Annotated in this window: 19 protein-coding genes and 2 pseudogenes; all 21 read right to left on the bottom strand. The window is 68.3% G+C overall.

Annotated elements, in window-relative coordinates; all coding sequences use genetic code 11:
• Window positions 1–68: 68 nt before the first annotated feature.
• A complete protein-coding gene (locus ACHMWU_RS18530; RefSeq protein WP_396045786.1) occupies window positions 69–536 on the bottom strand; it encodes an alpha/beta hydrolase in 468 nt (155 codons plus the stop codon).
• Window positions 533–940, bottom strand: coding sequence for an NUDIX domain-containing protein (locus tag ACHMWU_RS18525; RefSeq protein WP_396045784.1), 408 nt, complete (start codon window positions 938–940; stop codon window positions 533–535). The genes ACHMWU_RS18530 and ACHMWU_RS18525 overlap by 4 nt, the downstream gene beginning before the upstream one ends.
• The gene (locus ACHMWU_RS18520; RefSeq protein WP_396045782.1) at window positions 937–1530 is read right to left on the bottom strand and encodes a TIGR00730 family Rossman fold protein; all 594 of its coding nucleotides are present in this window, start codon (window positions 1528–1530) and stop codon (window positions 937–939) included. The genes ACHMWU_RS18525 and ACHMWU_RS18520 overlap by 4 nt, the downstream gene beginning before the upstream one ends.
• A 72-nt stretch (window positions 1531–1602) precedes the next feature.
• Window positions 1603–2331: a WecB/TagA/CpsF family glycosyltransferase gene (locus ACHMWU_RS18515; protein ID WP_396045780.1), complete on the bottom strand. Its 729-nt coding sequence runs from the start codon at window positions 2329–2331 to the stop codon at window positions 1603–1605.
• Window positions 2332–2459: 128 nt separating this feature from the next.
• Window positions 2460–2870, bottom strand: a complete 411-nt coding sequence (gene nusB, locus ACHMWU_RS18510) for a transcription antitermination factor NusB (protein WP_396045778.1) — start codon at window positions 2868–2870, stop codon at window positions 2460–2462.
• On the bottom strand, window positions 2870–3433 hold the full coding sequence (efp, locus tag ACHMWU_RS18505; RefSeq protein WP_396045776.1) for an elongation factor P: 564 nt from the start codon (window positions 3431–3433) through the stop codon (window positions 2870–2872). Before efp ends, nusB begins: the two co-directional genes overlap by 1 nt.
• On the bottom strand, window positions 3433–4209 hold the full coding sequence (locus tag ACHMWU_RS18500; RefSeq protein WP_396046892.1) for a M24 family metallopeptidase: 777 nt from the start codon (window positions 4207–4209) through the stop codon (window positions 3433–3435). The genes efp and ACHMWU_RS18500 overlap by 1 nt, the downstream gene beginning before the upstream one ends.
• Window positions 4109–4501: an aminopeptidase P family N-terminal domain-containing protein gene (locus tag ACHMWU_RS18495; protein WP_396045774.1), complete on the bottom strand. Its 393-nt coding sequence runs from the start codon at window positions 4499–4501 to the stop codon at window positions 4109–4111. Before ACHMWU_RS18495 ends, ACHMWU_RS18500 begins: the two co-directional genes overlap by 101 nt.
• Window positions 4498–5586, bottom strand: coding sequence for a 3-dehydroquinate synthase (gene aroB, locus ACHMWU_RS18490; RefSeq protein ID WP_396045772.1), 1089 nt, complete (start codon window positions 5584–5586; stop codon window positions 4498–4500). The genes ACHMWU_RS18495 and aroB overlap by 4 nt, the downstream gene beginning before the upstream one ends.
• Complete coding sequence (locus ACHMWU_RS18485; protein WP_396045770.1) at window positions 5583–6092, bottom strand: shikimate kinase; 510 nt, start codon at window positions 6090–6092, stop codon at window positions 5583–5585. The genes aroB and ACHMWU_RS18485 overlap by 4 nt, the downstream gene beginning before the upstream one ends.
• A pseudogene (gene aroC / locus ACHMWU_RS18480) lies at window positions 6089–7266 on the bottom strand (chorismate synthase). The gene ACHMWU_RS18485 and the pseudogene aroC overlap by 4 nt, the downstream one beginning before the upstream one ends.
• A 43-nt stretch (window positions 7267–7309) precedes the next feature.
• Window positions 7310–7432 (bottom strand): hypothetical protein, encoded by a 123-nt coding sequence (locus ACHMWU_RS18475; RefSeq protein WP_396045768.1) that lies wholly within the window; start codon window positions 7430–7432, stop codon window positions 7310–7312.
• The gene (locus ACHMWU_RS18470) at window positions 7429–7746 is read right to left on the bottom strand and encodes a hypothetical protein (protein WP_396045766.1); all 318 of its coding nucleotides are present in this window, start codon (window positions 7744–7746) and stop codon (window positions 7429–7431) included. The genes ACHMWU_RS18475 and ACHMWU_RS18470 overlap by 4 nt, the downstream gene beginning before the upstream one ends.
• 16 nt (window positions 7747–7762) lie before the next feature.
• The gene (locus tag ACHMWU_RS18465) at window positions 7763–7990 is read right to left on the bottom strand and encodes a hypothetical protein (protein WP_396045764.1); all 228 of its coding nucleotides are present in this window, start codon (window positions 7988–7990) and stop codon (window positions 7763–7765) included.
• A gap of 10 nt (window positions 7991–8000) precedes the next feature.
• Complete coding sequence (locus tag ACHMWU_RS18460) at window positions 8001–8804, bottom strand: shikimate dehydrogenase (RefSeq protein WP_396045762.1); 804 nt, start codon at window positions 8802–8804, stop codon at window positions 8001–8003.
• Window positions 8804–9931: an endolytic transglycosylase MltG gene (mltG, locus tag ACHMWU_RS18455; RefSeq protein ID WP_396045760.1), complete on the bottom strand. Its 1128-nt coding sequence runs from the start codon at window positions 9929–9931 to the stop codon at window positions 8804–8806. Before mltG ends, ACHMWU_RS18460 begins: the two co-directional genes overlap by 1 nt.
• A complete protein-coding gene (ruvX, locus tag ACHMWU_RS18450) occupies window positions 9924–10133 on the bottom strand; it encodes a Holliday junction resolvase RuvX (protein WP_396045758.1) in 210 nt (69 codons plus the stop codon). The genes mltG and ruvX (ACHMWU_RS18450) overlap by 8 nt, the downstream gene beginning before the upstream one ends.
• The gene (gene ruvX, locus ACHMWU_RS18445; protein ID WP_396045756.1) at window positions 10130–10393 is read right to left on the bottom strand and encodes a Holliday junction resolvase RuvX; all 264 of its coding nucleotides are present in this window, start codon (window positions 10391–10393) and stop codon (window positions 10130–10132) included. Before ruvX (ACHMWU_RS18445) ends, ruvX (ACHMWU_RS18450) begins: the two co-directional genes overlap by 4 nt.
• A pseudogene (alaS, locus tag ACHMWU_RS18440) lies at window positions 10390–13048 on the bottom strand (alanine--tRNA ligase). The gene ruvX (ACHMWU_RS18445) and the pseudogene alaS overlap by 4 nt, the downstream one beginning before the upstream one ends.
• Window positions 13048–13344 carry a DUF6167 family protein gene (locus ACHMWU_RS18435; protein WP_396045754.1) on the bottom strand — a complete coding sequence of 99 codons (297 nt, stop codon included), beginning with the start codon at window positions 13342–13344 and terminating at the stop codon, window positions 13048–13050. Before ACHMWU_RS18435 ends, alaS begins: the two are co-directional and overlap by 1 nt.
• Window positions 13341–13799: a hypothetical protein gene (locus ACHMWU_RS18430; protein WP_396045752.1), complete on the bottom strand. Its 459-nt coding sequence runs from the start codon at window positions 13797–13799 to the stop codon at window positions 13341–13343. Before ACHMWU_RS18430 ends, ACHMWU_RS18435 begins: the two co-directional genes overlap by 4 nt.
• Window positions 13800–13861 lie beyond the last annotated feature (62 nt).

Raw genomic sequence — 13861 nt, 5'->3', positions numbered from 1 at the left:
GCTCGCTGTGGGCTGCCAGCCAGGCCGACGCACGGGCCGTGGCATCGGGTGCGATGACCGGATCGGCATCACCGTGCCGAAGAACACCGGCACCGAGCGCGCGGAGAGTGCCTCGTCACCCGGCAGGGCAGCGTCGAGCACGAAGCCGGACAGCACGAGCCCCGCCACGAACCGGTCGGGGGCGGTGCCGCAGCAAGCTGGCTGACCATGAGTCCGCCTTGCGAGAACCCGAGCAGGACCACCGGGCGTTCAGGTGCGACGAACTCGTCGAACCACGCGAGCATGGCCGCTGTGGCGTCGGCGGTGGCAGAGGGATCTGGTCGCCCCGGCACCTGGATCGGCACCCAGGCGAAGGAGCCAGGTCCGAGGGTCAACGGCGCTCGCACGGATGCTGCGGCCAGCCCCGGATGCAGGTGGGGCATCAGTCCGGGAAGATCCTGCTCGTTCGCGCCGTAGCCGTGCAGCAGCACCACCAGTGGATCGTCGTCTGCACCGCTGCGGATCGTGTGGCGGTCGTCTATCGCGAGGGTGGTCATCGTCGTCCTGTCAGGATCGGCAGCAAGGCCCGGCTGCTCAGCGGGGCAAGGTCGAGCGTTCCCGGATCATGCGGGTCGACCCAGCGGCTCTCGGCGATCTCGGCCGCGGCTGCGGGCGTGCCAGACAGCAGTGTCACGGAGTACACCTCGGCGCGGACCCGGTGGCCCGGCTCGTTGGCAGCATCCTCCTCGAACGTGCCGACCCAGGTGAAGTCGGCGGGCGGCAGGCACAGTCCGAGCTCCTCGTCGAGCTCGCGTCGCAGGGCGTCGAGGGGATGCTCCCCCGGCTCGATCTTGCCGCCCGGCTGCATGAACATCGTGGTGTCGTGCTTGCGCACCATCAGGGCGCGACCTGCCGCATCGACGACCAACGCCGCCGCGACATGGATGACCGGAGCCGTCACGGCTGCACGGACTCGGTCGGGCCGCCCCACTTGTCGGTCGACGAAGGCGGCTGCGACAAGACGTCGAGGAGGTCGTCGAGGTTCTCGCGGATCGTGACGATGCCGGACTGCTCAGACCGGACGAAGCCCTGGTCGACCATGGTGTCGACCATCGCCTGCATGGGCTGCCAGAAGCCCTCCACGTCGAGGAATCCGCACGGCTTGGTGTGGATCGTCAGCTGGGCCCAGGTCCACTGCTCGGCGATCTCCTCCAGGGTGCCGGCACCGCCTGGAAGTGCGATGAACGCATCCGACAGATCGGCCATGATCTGCTTGCGCTCGTGCATCGACTCCACGACATGCAGCTCGGTCACCCCGCGGTGCGTCAGCTCACGGTCGTGGAGCTGGCGCGGGATCACGCCGACGACCCGGCCACCGGCCTCGAGTGCGGCGTCTGCGACGACCCCCATCAGCCCGACATGGCCGCCGCCGTAGACCACGTCGATGCCCCGTTCGGCGAGGGTCCGACCTGTCAGCCTCGCTGCTTGTGCGTAGGCCGCTGAGGCCCCGAAGCCCGATCCGCAGAACACTGCTACCGCCGAGAGCGCCATCGCCCACCTTTCGTCAGGCTCCATCGTCGCGCAGGCAGCCGGTCAGTCGGTGGTCGGGTCTGCTGCCGACAGTCAGCTACGGCGACGCCAGTAGTGCGGCAGCACGTGCTTGACGAACACCGGCAGACACTCGAGGATGTAGCGCCTGAACAGACGGCGGGGCTCCTGGGCCAGGCGGTAGAACCACTCGATCTTGGCCGCCCGGATCCACCCCGGGGCCATCGTGGCGTGGCCGGTGACCATGTTGACGGCGCCACCGACGTTGACCACGACGCCCGCAAAGCCCGCACGTCGCACCTGTTCACCGATCATGTCGCCGAAGGGCGGGGTGACAGCCACGATCAGCAGGTCGACGTCGTACTTGCGCAGCTTCTTGGCCAGGCGCTTGGGCTGCCAGTCGCCGCGGTGGCCGTGCTCACGGAACACGACGTGCAGCCCCGAGTCGTGCAGCTGACCACGGAAGTCGTACCCGGCGTGGCTGTCGGCGCCGAGGATCGCGGCCTTCTTGCCGTGGAACTGCCGACCGGCGAGCATCCGCTCCAAGAACTCCGAGCCGGTGACGCGTTCGGGATCGATACCGCGCGAACGCATCAGGGAGACGATCGGCCAGCCGTCGGCCGTGATGTAGTCGGCCTGCTCGATCGTCCGGGCGAAGTCGTCCGACCGGGACGCGAGGGCCAGGTGATGCAGGTTGACGGTCTGGATGCGTTCGGGCCGGTCGTCCAGCACCACGGCATCGAAGTCTTCGTCGCTGAGGATGCACTTGTCGGCCATGCGGTCGATGAGCTCGGCGGTGATCACGTCGTCCCTCCCCTTGGATGAGACCTTCAGGCCTCACCCAAGGAGAGCGAGCACGACGTGAGTCATGACGCGAGATCGTGCAGAAACCCGCACGAGCGCCGAATCGAGCAGTGCCGAATCAAGCAGTGTCAGCCGATCAGGGTCGGCTTGAGCTCGACGATGCGGCTCAGCAGACCGTTGACGAACGACGGCGACTCGTCGGTCGACAGCTGACCGGCCAGCGTGACGGCCTCGCTGACGGCGACCGCATCGGGAACGTCGTCGGCGAACAGGATCTCGTAGGCGCCGATGCGCAGCAGGTTGCGGTCGACTGCCGGCATGCGGTCGAGCGTCCACTCGTTGGCATTGGCCGAGATGATCTCGTCGAGACGTTCACGATGTGCCACGACACCCTCGATCAGTGTGATCGCGTACTCGTTGACCGGATATTCCTTGTCGCCGACCCGGTCGGCGAGCGTTCCACCGGTCGGCAAGCTCTGCGCCTCGGACTCGAACAGGATGTCGAGGGCGCGCTTGCGTGACTTGCTGCGTGAAGCCATCAGGCCTTCACACGACCGAGATAGCTGGCGTCACGGGTGTCGACCTTGATCTTCTCGCCGGAGACGATGAACAACGGCACCTGGATCTCCTTGCCCGTCTCGAGCTTGGCGGGCTTGGTGCCGCCGCTGGAGCGGTCGCCCTGCAGACCCGGATCGGTGTGCTCGACGACGAGCTCGACCGAGGCCGGCAGCTCGACGAACAGGACGCGTCCTTCATTCGTCGCGATCATGGCTTCCTGGTTCTCCAGGAGGTAGTCGACCGCCGTGCCCATGACCTCGGGCGGGACCTCGGTCTGGTCGAACGTCGTGGTGTCCATGAACACGTAGCTGTTGCCGTCGTTGTACAGGTACTGCATCGTGCGCTTGTCGACATTGGCCGTCTCGACCTTCGTGCCGGCGTTGAACGTCTTGTCGACGAGCTTGCCGGACTCGACGTTCTTCATCTTCGTGCGGACGAAGGCCGGGCCCTTGCCGGGCTTGACGTGCTGGAACTCGATGACAGCCCAGAGCTGTCCTTCGATGTTGAGCACCATGCCATTCTTCAGGTCGTTAGTGGTGGCCATCAGCCAATCTCCAAGAGGTCTTTGGTCATCGTGGTGAGCACCTCGGGGGCACCCGCGGTCACGAGGACAGTGTCTTCGATGCGCACTCCCCCACGACCCGGCACGTAGATGCCCGGCTCCATCGTGAGGACGGTGCGACTGGACAGTTTACCTGTGTGTGAGGACGCGATGAACGGGTCCTCGTGGATCTCTAGCCCGACGCCGTGGCCGAGGCCTGTCGTGAAGGCTTCGAGCCACCCGGACGCCTCGAGCGAACCGCGTGCAGCGAGGTCTGCTGCGGCGACGTCGACGCCGTCGCGCAGGAGGTCGAGACCGGCTTGCTGGGACGACTTCACGGCGGCGTAGATCTCGCGCTGCCAGTCGTCGGCGCGGCCGAGGACGACGGTGCGGGTGCAGTCGGCGTGGTAGCCGTCGTAGCGAGCGCCGAAGTCGATCTTGAGCAGGTCGCCCGATGCCAGCTGCCGGTCGGTGGGGTGGTGGTGCGGGATCGCGGTGTGGTCGCCGGCGGCGAGGATCGTCTCGAATGCGATCGCCTCTGCGCCGAGGTCGAGCATCCGGTTCTCGAGGTCGCGGGCGACCTCGCGCTCGGTGCGTCCGACCAAGGGCCCGGCCAGGATCTGCTCAAGCGCCTGGGTGGAGATCTCGCAGGCCCGGCGCAGCGCGTCGACCTCGACCTCATCCTTGACCTCGCGCAAGTGCTCGACGAGCCGGTCGGCGCCCACGAACGTCACCTCGGGAGCCAGCTCGACGAGACGCTCGTAGGAGTCGACGCTCAGCGTGTGGGACTCGACGCCATACCTGCCGGCTTCGAGCTGCCTGAGCCATGCCGCCCAGCAGGTCGCGCCCGATGAGGTGCTCGACGTCGGCCAGCTCGTGCTTGGCCTGATCTTGGTATCGCCCGTCGGTCAGGAACACCGGCGAGCCGACGACCGGCACGAACAATGCTCCGTTCGATCCCGTGAACCCCGTCAGGTACCGCACGTTGACCAGGGTCGTGACGAGCATCCCGTCGAGCTCGTGCCCGACAAGCGCCTCAACGAGCCGGGACCGTCGCGCGGCCGTCGTCATGACGAGATCGCCCGATAGCAGTCGACCAGCAGCGACTCCGAAGGCCCAGCCAGGATCGTGGGCGTCGCGAGCGAGTCGAGCACGACGAACCGCAGCTGGTCGCCGCGCGTCTTCTTGTCGAGGCGCATCGACGCCAGCAGCGCCTCCCAGACACCGGCGCGATAGGTCGTCGGCAGACCGATCGACTGGAGGATCGCCCGATGTCGGTCGAGCAGGTCTTGGTCGATGTAGCCGACCCGGTGGGCCAGCTCTGCCACGAACACCATGCCGACCGAGATGCCCTCGCCGTGGCGGACCCGGTAGTCCTCGAAACGTTCGATCGCGTGGCCGAGGGTGTGCCCGTAGTTGAGGGACTCACGGCCGATCGAGCCGTCTGCACCCGTCTCGCGCAGATCGCCGGCCACCGTGCGGGCCTTGACCGCGATGCCCTTGGTGATCAGCTCGGCCACGATGTGCGACGTCGGATCGGCGATGGCCTCGGGGGCGGCCTCGATCAGCTCGAGGATCGTCGGATCGGCGATGAAGCCGCACTTGGCCACCTCGGCCATGCCGCTGCGCAGCTCGGCCGGCGGCAGGGACTGCAGGACGTCGAGATCGCACAGCACGCCGACCGGTTCATGGAAGGCCCCGACGAGGTTCTTGCCCTCAGCGGTGTTGATGCCCGTCTTGCCCCCCACCGCGGCGTCGACCATGCCGAGCACCGTGGTCGGGATGTTGATGAAGCGCACGCCCCGCAACCAGCTCGCTGCCACGAAACCAGCCAGGTCTGTCGTGGCTCCGCCGCCGAGACCCACCACGACGTCGGACCGGGTGAAGCCCGACTCCCCCAGAACCTTCCAGCAGAACGTCAGCACGTCGGCGGTCTTGGCCTGCTCGCTGTCGGGGACCTCGATCAGGTGCACTGCGAGATGATCTGAGACCAGGGGCGCACGCAGGCTCTCGGCCGTCTGTCGCATCGCCGGAGCATGGATGATGGCAACGCGCATGACGTCTGCTCCGACGAGGCCGCGCAGCTCGTCCTGCACACCGTTGCCGATCACGACCTCGTACGGTCGATCGGTCGCCACTTTCAGGCGGGTCGTCATGAGTCCTCCTCGATGAGCTGGTGCACGCGCTCGACCACCTGGGCCGGCTGCAGCGTGTCGGTCTGGACGGTGAACCGGGCGACCTCGTCGTACAGCGGACGTCGACGGTCCATCAGCGACTTCATCTGGGAGCGGACGTTGCCCAGCAGCAGCGGACGGTTGCCGTTCATGCCGACCCGCGACGCGGCGGCCGTGAGGCCGACGTCGAGGAACACGACACGGTGCTGCTTGAGCAGCTCGCGCGACGCGTCGCTGAGCACGGCCCCACCGCCGAGCGCCAGGACGCCGTCGTGCTCGGCCAAGGCCGCAGCGACGGCCTGCTCCTCGAGAAGCCTGAAGTGGGTCTCGCCGCGGTCGACGAAGATGTCGCGGACGCTGGCACCCTCGCTGGCCTCGATGTCGGCGTCGGTGTCGCGAAACGCCAGACCCAGGGTCGAGGCGAGCGCCTTCGCGACAGTCGACTTGCCCGCCCCCGGAGGGCCGACGAAGACGACGACAGGGCTCAACGGAGCCTCAGGTTGGCCAGGTAGGTCTCGACGTTGCGGCTGGTCTCCTCGACCGAGTCACCGCCGAACTTCTCGACAATCGAGTCGGCCACGACGAGCGCAACCATCGCCTCGGCGACGATGCCGGCAGCCGGCACGGCACAGACGTCGGACCTCTGGTGGTGCGCGCGGGCCTCTTCGCCGGTCTCGACGTCGATCGTGCGCAGCGCGCGCGGGACCGTCGCGATCGGCTTCATGGCTGCGCGGACCCGCAGCAGCCACCGGTGCTCATGCCGCCCTCGGTACCGCCTGCCCGTCCCGAGACGCGCCGGATGCCGTCGGCGGTCGGAACGATCTCGTCGTGCGCGAGCGAGCCGCGGGTGCGGGCCAGCTCGAAGCCGTCGCCGAGCTCGACGCCCTTGATGGCCTGGATGCCCATCAACGCCTGCGCGAGACGGCCGTCGAGGCGCTTGTCCCAGTGCGTGTACGAGCCGAGCCCTGGCGGCAGGCCTTCGACGATGACCTCGACGACTCCACCGAGGGTGTCGCCCTCCTTGTGCGCCAGATCGACCTCGGCGACCATCTTGGCGCTGGTGTCGGCGTCGAAGCAGCGCAGCGGGTCGGCGTCGAGAGCTTCGACGTCGGCATGGGTCGGCAGCAGCCCGGCCGGAGCCACGACCGTGCCGAGCTCGACGACGTGCGACACGATCGTCGCGCCAGTCGTCTGCTGGATGAACTGTGCGGCGATCTCGCCCAGGGCCACGCGTGCCGCGGTCTCGCGGGCGCTGGCCCGCTCCAGGACAGGACGCGCCTCGTCGAATCCGTACTTCTGCATGCCGGCCAGATCTGCGTGACCGGGTCGAGGCCGCGTCAACGGCGCATTGCGCTTGAGCCCGGCGAGGACGTCCTCGTCGACGGGATCGGCCGACATGACCTGATCCCACTTGGGCCACTCGCTGTTGGCGATGCGCAACGCGATCGGGCTGCCCATCGTGGTGCCGTGGCGCAGACCACCGACGATCTCGAGCTCATCGGCCTCGAAGGCCATACGGGCACCGCGGCCGTAGCCGAGACGACGTCGTGCAAGAGCGGCCTGGATCTCCTTGCTCGTCACCTGGACGCCAGCCGGCAGCCCTTCGAGGACGGCAACAAGGGCAGGGCCATGGGACTCACCAGCGGTCAACCAACGAAGCATGGACATGATTCTCCCATGCGGGCCGTGCGTGGTCCGACCGCGGTCACACGGCGTAGATGGCCGGTCCCCAAGCAGCGCCGACCACTGCGCCCATGACCATGTACGGGCCGAAGGCGTACGCCTTCGGATCGATGATCTTGAGGGCGGACAGCACGACGCCGATCACGGCGCCGAGGATGATCCGGCGTAGATGCCCACCACGACCTCGCTCGTGCCGAGCGCTCCGAGAGCCACGGCCAGGACACCGGACAGTCGCACGTCGCCGTAGCCGAAGGCACCGCCGAAGAACCGGCTGCCGAACCAGTGCAGCAGCCGGAACGCCGCGTACACGACGACATTGGCGATCAGAGCGTGCTTGAGCACGTCGACGTCGTCGAGCAGGAGCGCGCCCAGACCGACTAGCAGGACTGTCACGACATACATCGGGGCTACGAGCAGGAACGGCAACAGCTGGTGTGCCAGTCGATGAAGGCGAGCCACGAGCCGACTCCGGCGATCACGACCCACACCGCCAGCAGCCGGACGTCTCGATCTTCCAGGCCACGACCCCGGCCATGACCGCAGCCGCGCACGCCAGCCCCGGCGCCAGCCAGCGCGTCTCGGCCAGCACCGCGTACGGGAGCTTGTCGGCGTCGGCAGCAGGCGGTTCGGGCAGCCGGCGCAGCACGAGCGGACCGGCCGCGCCGATCAGCGCAGCCACGAGCACGGCGATGGCGATGGTCACGCCCCGAACCCTAGCGAGCGGACAGGGCAGTCAGCGCAGCCGCGCGCAGGCGCTGTGGAGAAACGGTCGCTCCGGTCATGAGCTCGACCTGCAGGGCCGCCTGGTGCGCCAACAGGTCAAGTCCGGAGATGACCGGGGTGCCAGCCTCGTCGGCGGCCTTGGCCAGGCGGGTCGGCCAGGGGTCGTACACGACATCGAACACGGCCCTCGACGATTCGACGAACTCGTGCGAACGGGCACCGATCGCGTCGCTGGGCACCGTGGCGACCAGCAGGTCGACCCGACTGATCAGGGGCTCGTCGATCTTGCGGACACGCACCGCGACACCGCAGCCGCGGACGACCGACTCGGCCTCCTGCGCCCGGGCAGGGTCGCGGACCACGAACTCGAGCTCCTCGACACCGGTGCGCACCAACGTCAAGGCCATCGAGGCAGCTGTCGCGCCGCCGCCGAGGATCCGCGCACTGCGGGGGACGCCGATGCCTGCTTCCTTGATCGCCGCCGCAGCACCGGGGACGTCGGTGTTGTAGGCCGAGATCATCCCGTCGTCGAACACCAACGTGTTGGCGACCCCCAGCGACTCGACGACACCGTCGTGCTGGTGGGAGACCGCAGCAGCCTCGCGCTTGAGCGGTGCTGTCACCGACAGGCCGCGGACGTCGTCACCGACGGCGCCCACGAACTCAGCAAGAGCACCCTCGTGCACCTCGACCGCCTCGTACGTCCAGTCGAGACCCAGCTCGGCGTACGCCGCCCGGTGCATCGCCGGCGACAACGAGTGGGCGATCGGCGAGCCGAGCACCGCGCACAGCATCAGCAGGCCTCCGACGTCCGGCAGTACTCCTGCAGCTTCGCGACGCCGACGTTGTGCTCGGCGAACGTGTTGGAGAAGATCGTCTCGCCGGTCTCGAGGTTGACGGCCACGAAGTAGAGCCAGTCGCCGTCGGCCGGGTTGAGCGCCGCCTTGATGGTCTTCTCCCCCGGCGACCCGATGGGTCCGGGCGGCAGTCCTGCATTCTGGTACGTGTTGTACTTCGACGGATCAGCCCGCTCCTCGGGCGTCGTGAAGACGTCGCCCTCTCGCTTGCTGACGTACGAGACCGTCGAGTCCAGCTGCAACGGCATGTCGATCTTGAGCCGGTTGTAGAGCACGCGCGCGACCTTGGCGTAGTCGTCGTCGTTCTTGGCCTCGTACTCCAGGATGCTCGCGACCGTCAGTACCTCTTCGCCCGTCAGGCCCAGCGCCTTCGCCTGGGTGCCGATGTCGAGCGACTTGGCGACATCGACGGTCTTCTTGACCATCTGGCGCAGCAGCTGTTCGGCGGTCGTGCCGGGCTGGACGTCGTACGTCGCCGGGAAGAGGTAGCCCTCGGGGTTGAGGTTGGCGACGTCGGGCAGGCCGAGCTTCTCAGGCGTGTCGAGCACCGCGACGAGGTCCTTCTCGGAGATCTCGGTGTTGGCGGCGATGGTCTTGACGATCTGGCCCACACGGGCACCCTCGGGGATCGTGACCTTGCCCTCCGCGCGGTTGTTCTTGTTGATCAGGGCGACGAGTGCGGCCTCGGCCGAGGCCTGCTTGGGCAGGGTGAAGAAGCCAGCCTGCACGGCCTGGAACCGGGAGTCCTTGAGCGCGAGCTGGTAGAACGCCTCGGCGCTCTTGACCACGTCGGCCTTGGCCAGGATGTTCGCGATCTGCTGGCCGCCGGCTCCGCTGGGGATCTCGACCGTGACGCTGCCCGAGCCCTGGCCCGTGTAGTCCTCGGGGCCGCCGAGCATGTCGGAGACCTTGCCGTAGGCGACGTACGCGCCGAAGACCAGCGCCACGACCACGACGAGGGCCACGATGCGCCCCGCCCACGGCTTGCGCTGAGGCTTTTCGGCCCGACGACGGCCAGGCCCTGTGGGGCCACCGGTCATCAGGTCAAGTCCACTGTCACTCATTGCTTCCTCGCATGCTCTCGCCGGGTGCCGAACCGCGGGTGCGTTCAGCGTCCAATGCCGTTTGCAGGATCACGGTAGCGGCAGCCTGGTCGATGACGCTGCGCTTGGCCTTGCCCTTGTGTCCGCGCTCCCGCAAGATCGAGTCGGCCGTCATGGTCGTCATCCGTTCGTCGAACAGCCGGATGTCGACCGGGTCGATCACTGCGAGAAGCTGCCCTCGCAGAACGCCCGGACCTTGATCGCGGCCGGGCCCTCGCGTCCCGACATGCCGAACGGCAGGCCGATGACGCACTCCATGACGTCGAGCTCGTCGACCAGCTGGGCCAGACGCTTGATCGCATCTGGACCGGCCGGAACCGTCTCGACCGGTGTGGCCAAGATGCCGTCGGGGTCGCTCACGGCGACACCGATGCGCGCATCGCCGACGTCGACACCGAGCCTGCGGCCACGTCTGAACGTCACGCGCGCAGCGCCGCCTCGGCAGCCGCGAGGGCAGCCGGGATGCCGGAGACGTCGGTGCCGCCGCCCTGGGCGACGTCGGCCTTGCCGCCACCCTTGCCGCCGATCTTGCCTCCGACGACCTTGATCAGGTCGTTGGCGCTCAGACCGCGTTCCTGGGCTGCCGGGTTGAGCGCGACGACAGCGGCTGGCTTGTCACCGGCGTCGCCGATCACGACGACGACCGCTGGGCGATCGGCGAGACGCTGGCGGATGTCGAGCGCCAAGGTGCGGACGTCTCCCCCGCCAGCCCCCGCAGCGTGATGGCCGACGTACGCGATGCCGTCAACATCCTTGGCCGCCTGGGCGATGTCGCCGGCAGCGCCGAGGAGCTGTTGGGCCTTGATCTTCTCGGCAGCCTTCTCGGCCGACTTGAGTCGCTCCATGAGGTCCTGCACCCGCGCCGGGACGTCGCCCGGCTGGGTCTTCAGCAGATCGGTCAGCTGGCGGACGACGTCGCGTTCCTTGGCCAGGTACTGGAAGCCCTCGATGCCTACGAGGGCCTCGACGCGGCGGTTGCCCGAACCGACCGAGCCGTCCGAGGTGATGACGACGGTGCCGATCTGCGATGAACGGTCGACGTGCGTGCCACCGCACAGCTCGCGCGACCAGGGGCCGCCGATCTCGACGACACGCACATCTTCGCCGTACGTCTCGCCGAACAGGGCGAGCGCGCCCCACTCGCGGGCCTCTGGCAGCGACATGGTCTGCGCCGTCACGGGCAGGTCGGCACGCAGCGCGCGGTTGGAGGCCTCTTCGACACCGTGCAGCTGCTCAGGCGACAGGGCCCCGTTCCAGCCGTAGTCGAGGCGCAGGTAGCCCGGACGGTTGTACGAGCCGGCCTGCAGCGCCGTGGGGCCGAGCACCTCGCGCAGCGCCGCGTGCACGACGTGCGTGCCGGAGTGCGCCTGGCGGGCGCCTAGACGCCACTCTGGATCAACCGCAGCCTCGAGCGTCTGGTCGAGCGTCAGCTCGCCGTCGGTCACCCCGGACCTGGTGCACCACGAGACCGCGGACGGGTCGCTGCACGTCGAGCACCTCGGCGCTGCCGCCGTCCCAGCGCAGATGACCAGCATCGGCGTTCTGGCCACCGGACTCGGCGTAGAACGGCGTGCGGTCGAGGACGACCTCGCCGACCGAGCCAGCCGTGATCGCGGGCACCGAACCGCCCTCGGCGATCAGTGCGAGGACCCGCGACTCGGTCGTCAGGGTCGAGTAGGCCAGCCAGTCGGTCGGGCCGTTGGCGTCGAGCGCCGAGCGGTAGACCGTGGTGTCGGCGTGGCCGCCCTTCTTGGACTTGGCATCGGCCTTGGCGCGAGCCCGCTGCTCTGCCATCAGTGCACGGAAGCCGTCCTCGTCGACGCTGAGCCCCTGCTCGGAGGCCATCTCCAGCGTCAGGTCGATCGGGAAGCCGTAGGTGTCGTGCAAGGTGAAGGCGGCTTCGCCGCTCAGGCCCTTTCCGCCGCTCTGCTTGACTGCGACGGCAGCGCTCTCGAAGATCTGGGTGCCCTTGCCGAGGGTCTGGCGGAATGCATCCTCCTCGGCGTACGCGATCTGCTCGATGCGCGGGAAGTCGGCCTCGAGCTCGGGATAGGACGCCTTCATCCGATCGAGGCTGACCGGCAGGAGCAGGGGCAAGGCGGGATCGTCGAAGCCCAGCAGGCGCATCGACCGCACCGCGCGGCGCAGCAACCGGCGCAGGACGTATCCGCGCGCCTCGTTGCCGGGGGTCACCCCGTCGCCCATCAGCATCAGTCCGCTGCGCACGTGATCGGCGATGACGCGGAAGCGGACGTCGTCGGTGTGGTCCTTGCCGTACGTGCGACCGGAGATCTCCGACGCCTTCTCGATGACCGGGAAGACCTCGTCGATCTCGTAGAGGTTGCCCTTGCCCTGCAACAGGTAGGCGACACGTTCGAGGCCCATGCCGGTGTCGATGTTCTTGTTCGGCAAGCCGCCGACGACGTCGAAGACGTCCTTCGCACTGACGTTGGTGATCTCCTCCTGCATGAACACGAGGTTCCAGATCTCGAGGAAACGGTCCTCGTCGACGATCGGGCCACCGTCGGCACCGAACTCGGGGCCGCGGTCGACGTAGATCTCGCTGCACGGACCACCGGGGCCGGGCACGCCCATGTGCCAGTAGTTGTCGAGCAGTCCACGGTTCTGGATGCGCTCGTCGGGCAGACCCGCGACCCGCTTCCAGATCTCACGCGCCTCCTGGTCGGTGTGCAGCACCGTGACCCAGATCTTGTCGGGATCGAAGCCCAGTCCGCCGTCGGCGACGGAACCGGTGATCAGGCTCCAGGCATGCGTGATGGCGCCTTCCTTGAAGTAGTCACCGAACGAGAAGTTGCCGTTCATCTGGAAGAACGTGCCGTGGCGCGTCGTCTTGCCGACCTCTTCGATGTCGAGCGTGCGCACGCACTTCTGCACGCTCGTCGCGGTCTGCCACGGTGGCGTCTCCTGCCCCAGGAAGTACGGCTTGAAGGGGACCATGCCGGCGTTGACGAACAGCAAGTTGGGGTCGTCGAACAGCAACGGGGCCGAGGGCACGACGGTGTGGCCCGCCTTCTCGAAGTGGTCGAGGAATCGTCGGCGGATTTCCGCGGTCTGCATCAGGTTGCCTTCTTGTTGGGTCGAGTCGTGTCGAGCTGTGCCTGGTCGAGGCGAAGTGACGTGAGCTGGTGGTCAACGATGGGGGTGTCGGCGCTCAGCCGGCGGACGATGTCGTGCTCACGGGCTGCCATGCCGTCCTGCATCTCGGCGCTGAAGGCTCGCCAGCCCTCACCGAGCGCGGCGGCCTGGTCGACGAGTCCGGGCGCCGACAGGCGGTAGGCCGCCCGGCGCGCCTTGGCGGCTCCGTAGACGCCGGCTGCCGTGCCGGCGACGAACCAGATGAGGCGGGGCGTCATGATCCGAGCCATTCGTCACCGGGAGCAGTCGGCTGTGCAGCACGGACGGCACGACGGCCGGCCTGCAGGCGGGCGCGTCGGCGCCGGCGGTACTCGCGTCGCATCAGCGCCGTGATCCGGTCGCGGCTCTCGGCCCGCATCGCGTGGCTGACCCCGTGGATCAGCACCGACAGCCGCACGCCCGGACGACCCAGCGCTGTGGCGACGACCTGCCGCTGGGTCGGCGGAACGATCAGGCGTCCCTCGACAACCTGCGGTTCGAGCGCTGCATCCCTGGCCACGGGCGCGGTGGCGTTGGGCTGATCACGGACGGCCAACGCGGCGGGGCGGGGCGGTTCTGCTGCCGGTTCGGGTGAAGGCTGCACTGCGCGCAGGCTGCGTACCGAGCTGACGGCGATGATCGCAGCACCGATCGCGACCACGGCGAGCACCGCGGTCGCCGCCAGGATCCACAAGCCCGCCCGACATGCCCTCGACCCTATCGCGCCCTTCCAGCCTCCACCCACCCTCGGGGGCG

The organism is Aeromicrobium sp. UC242_57, assembly GCF_044452305.1.
GTDB lineage: Bacteria > Actinomycetota > Actinomycetes > Propionibacteriales > Nocardioidaceae > Aeromicrobium.
This window is presented reverse-complemented; position numbering and strand designations above follow the sequence as displayed.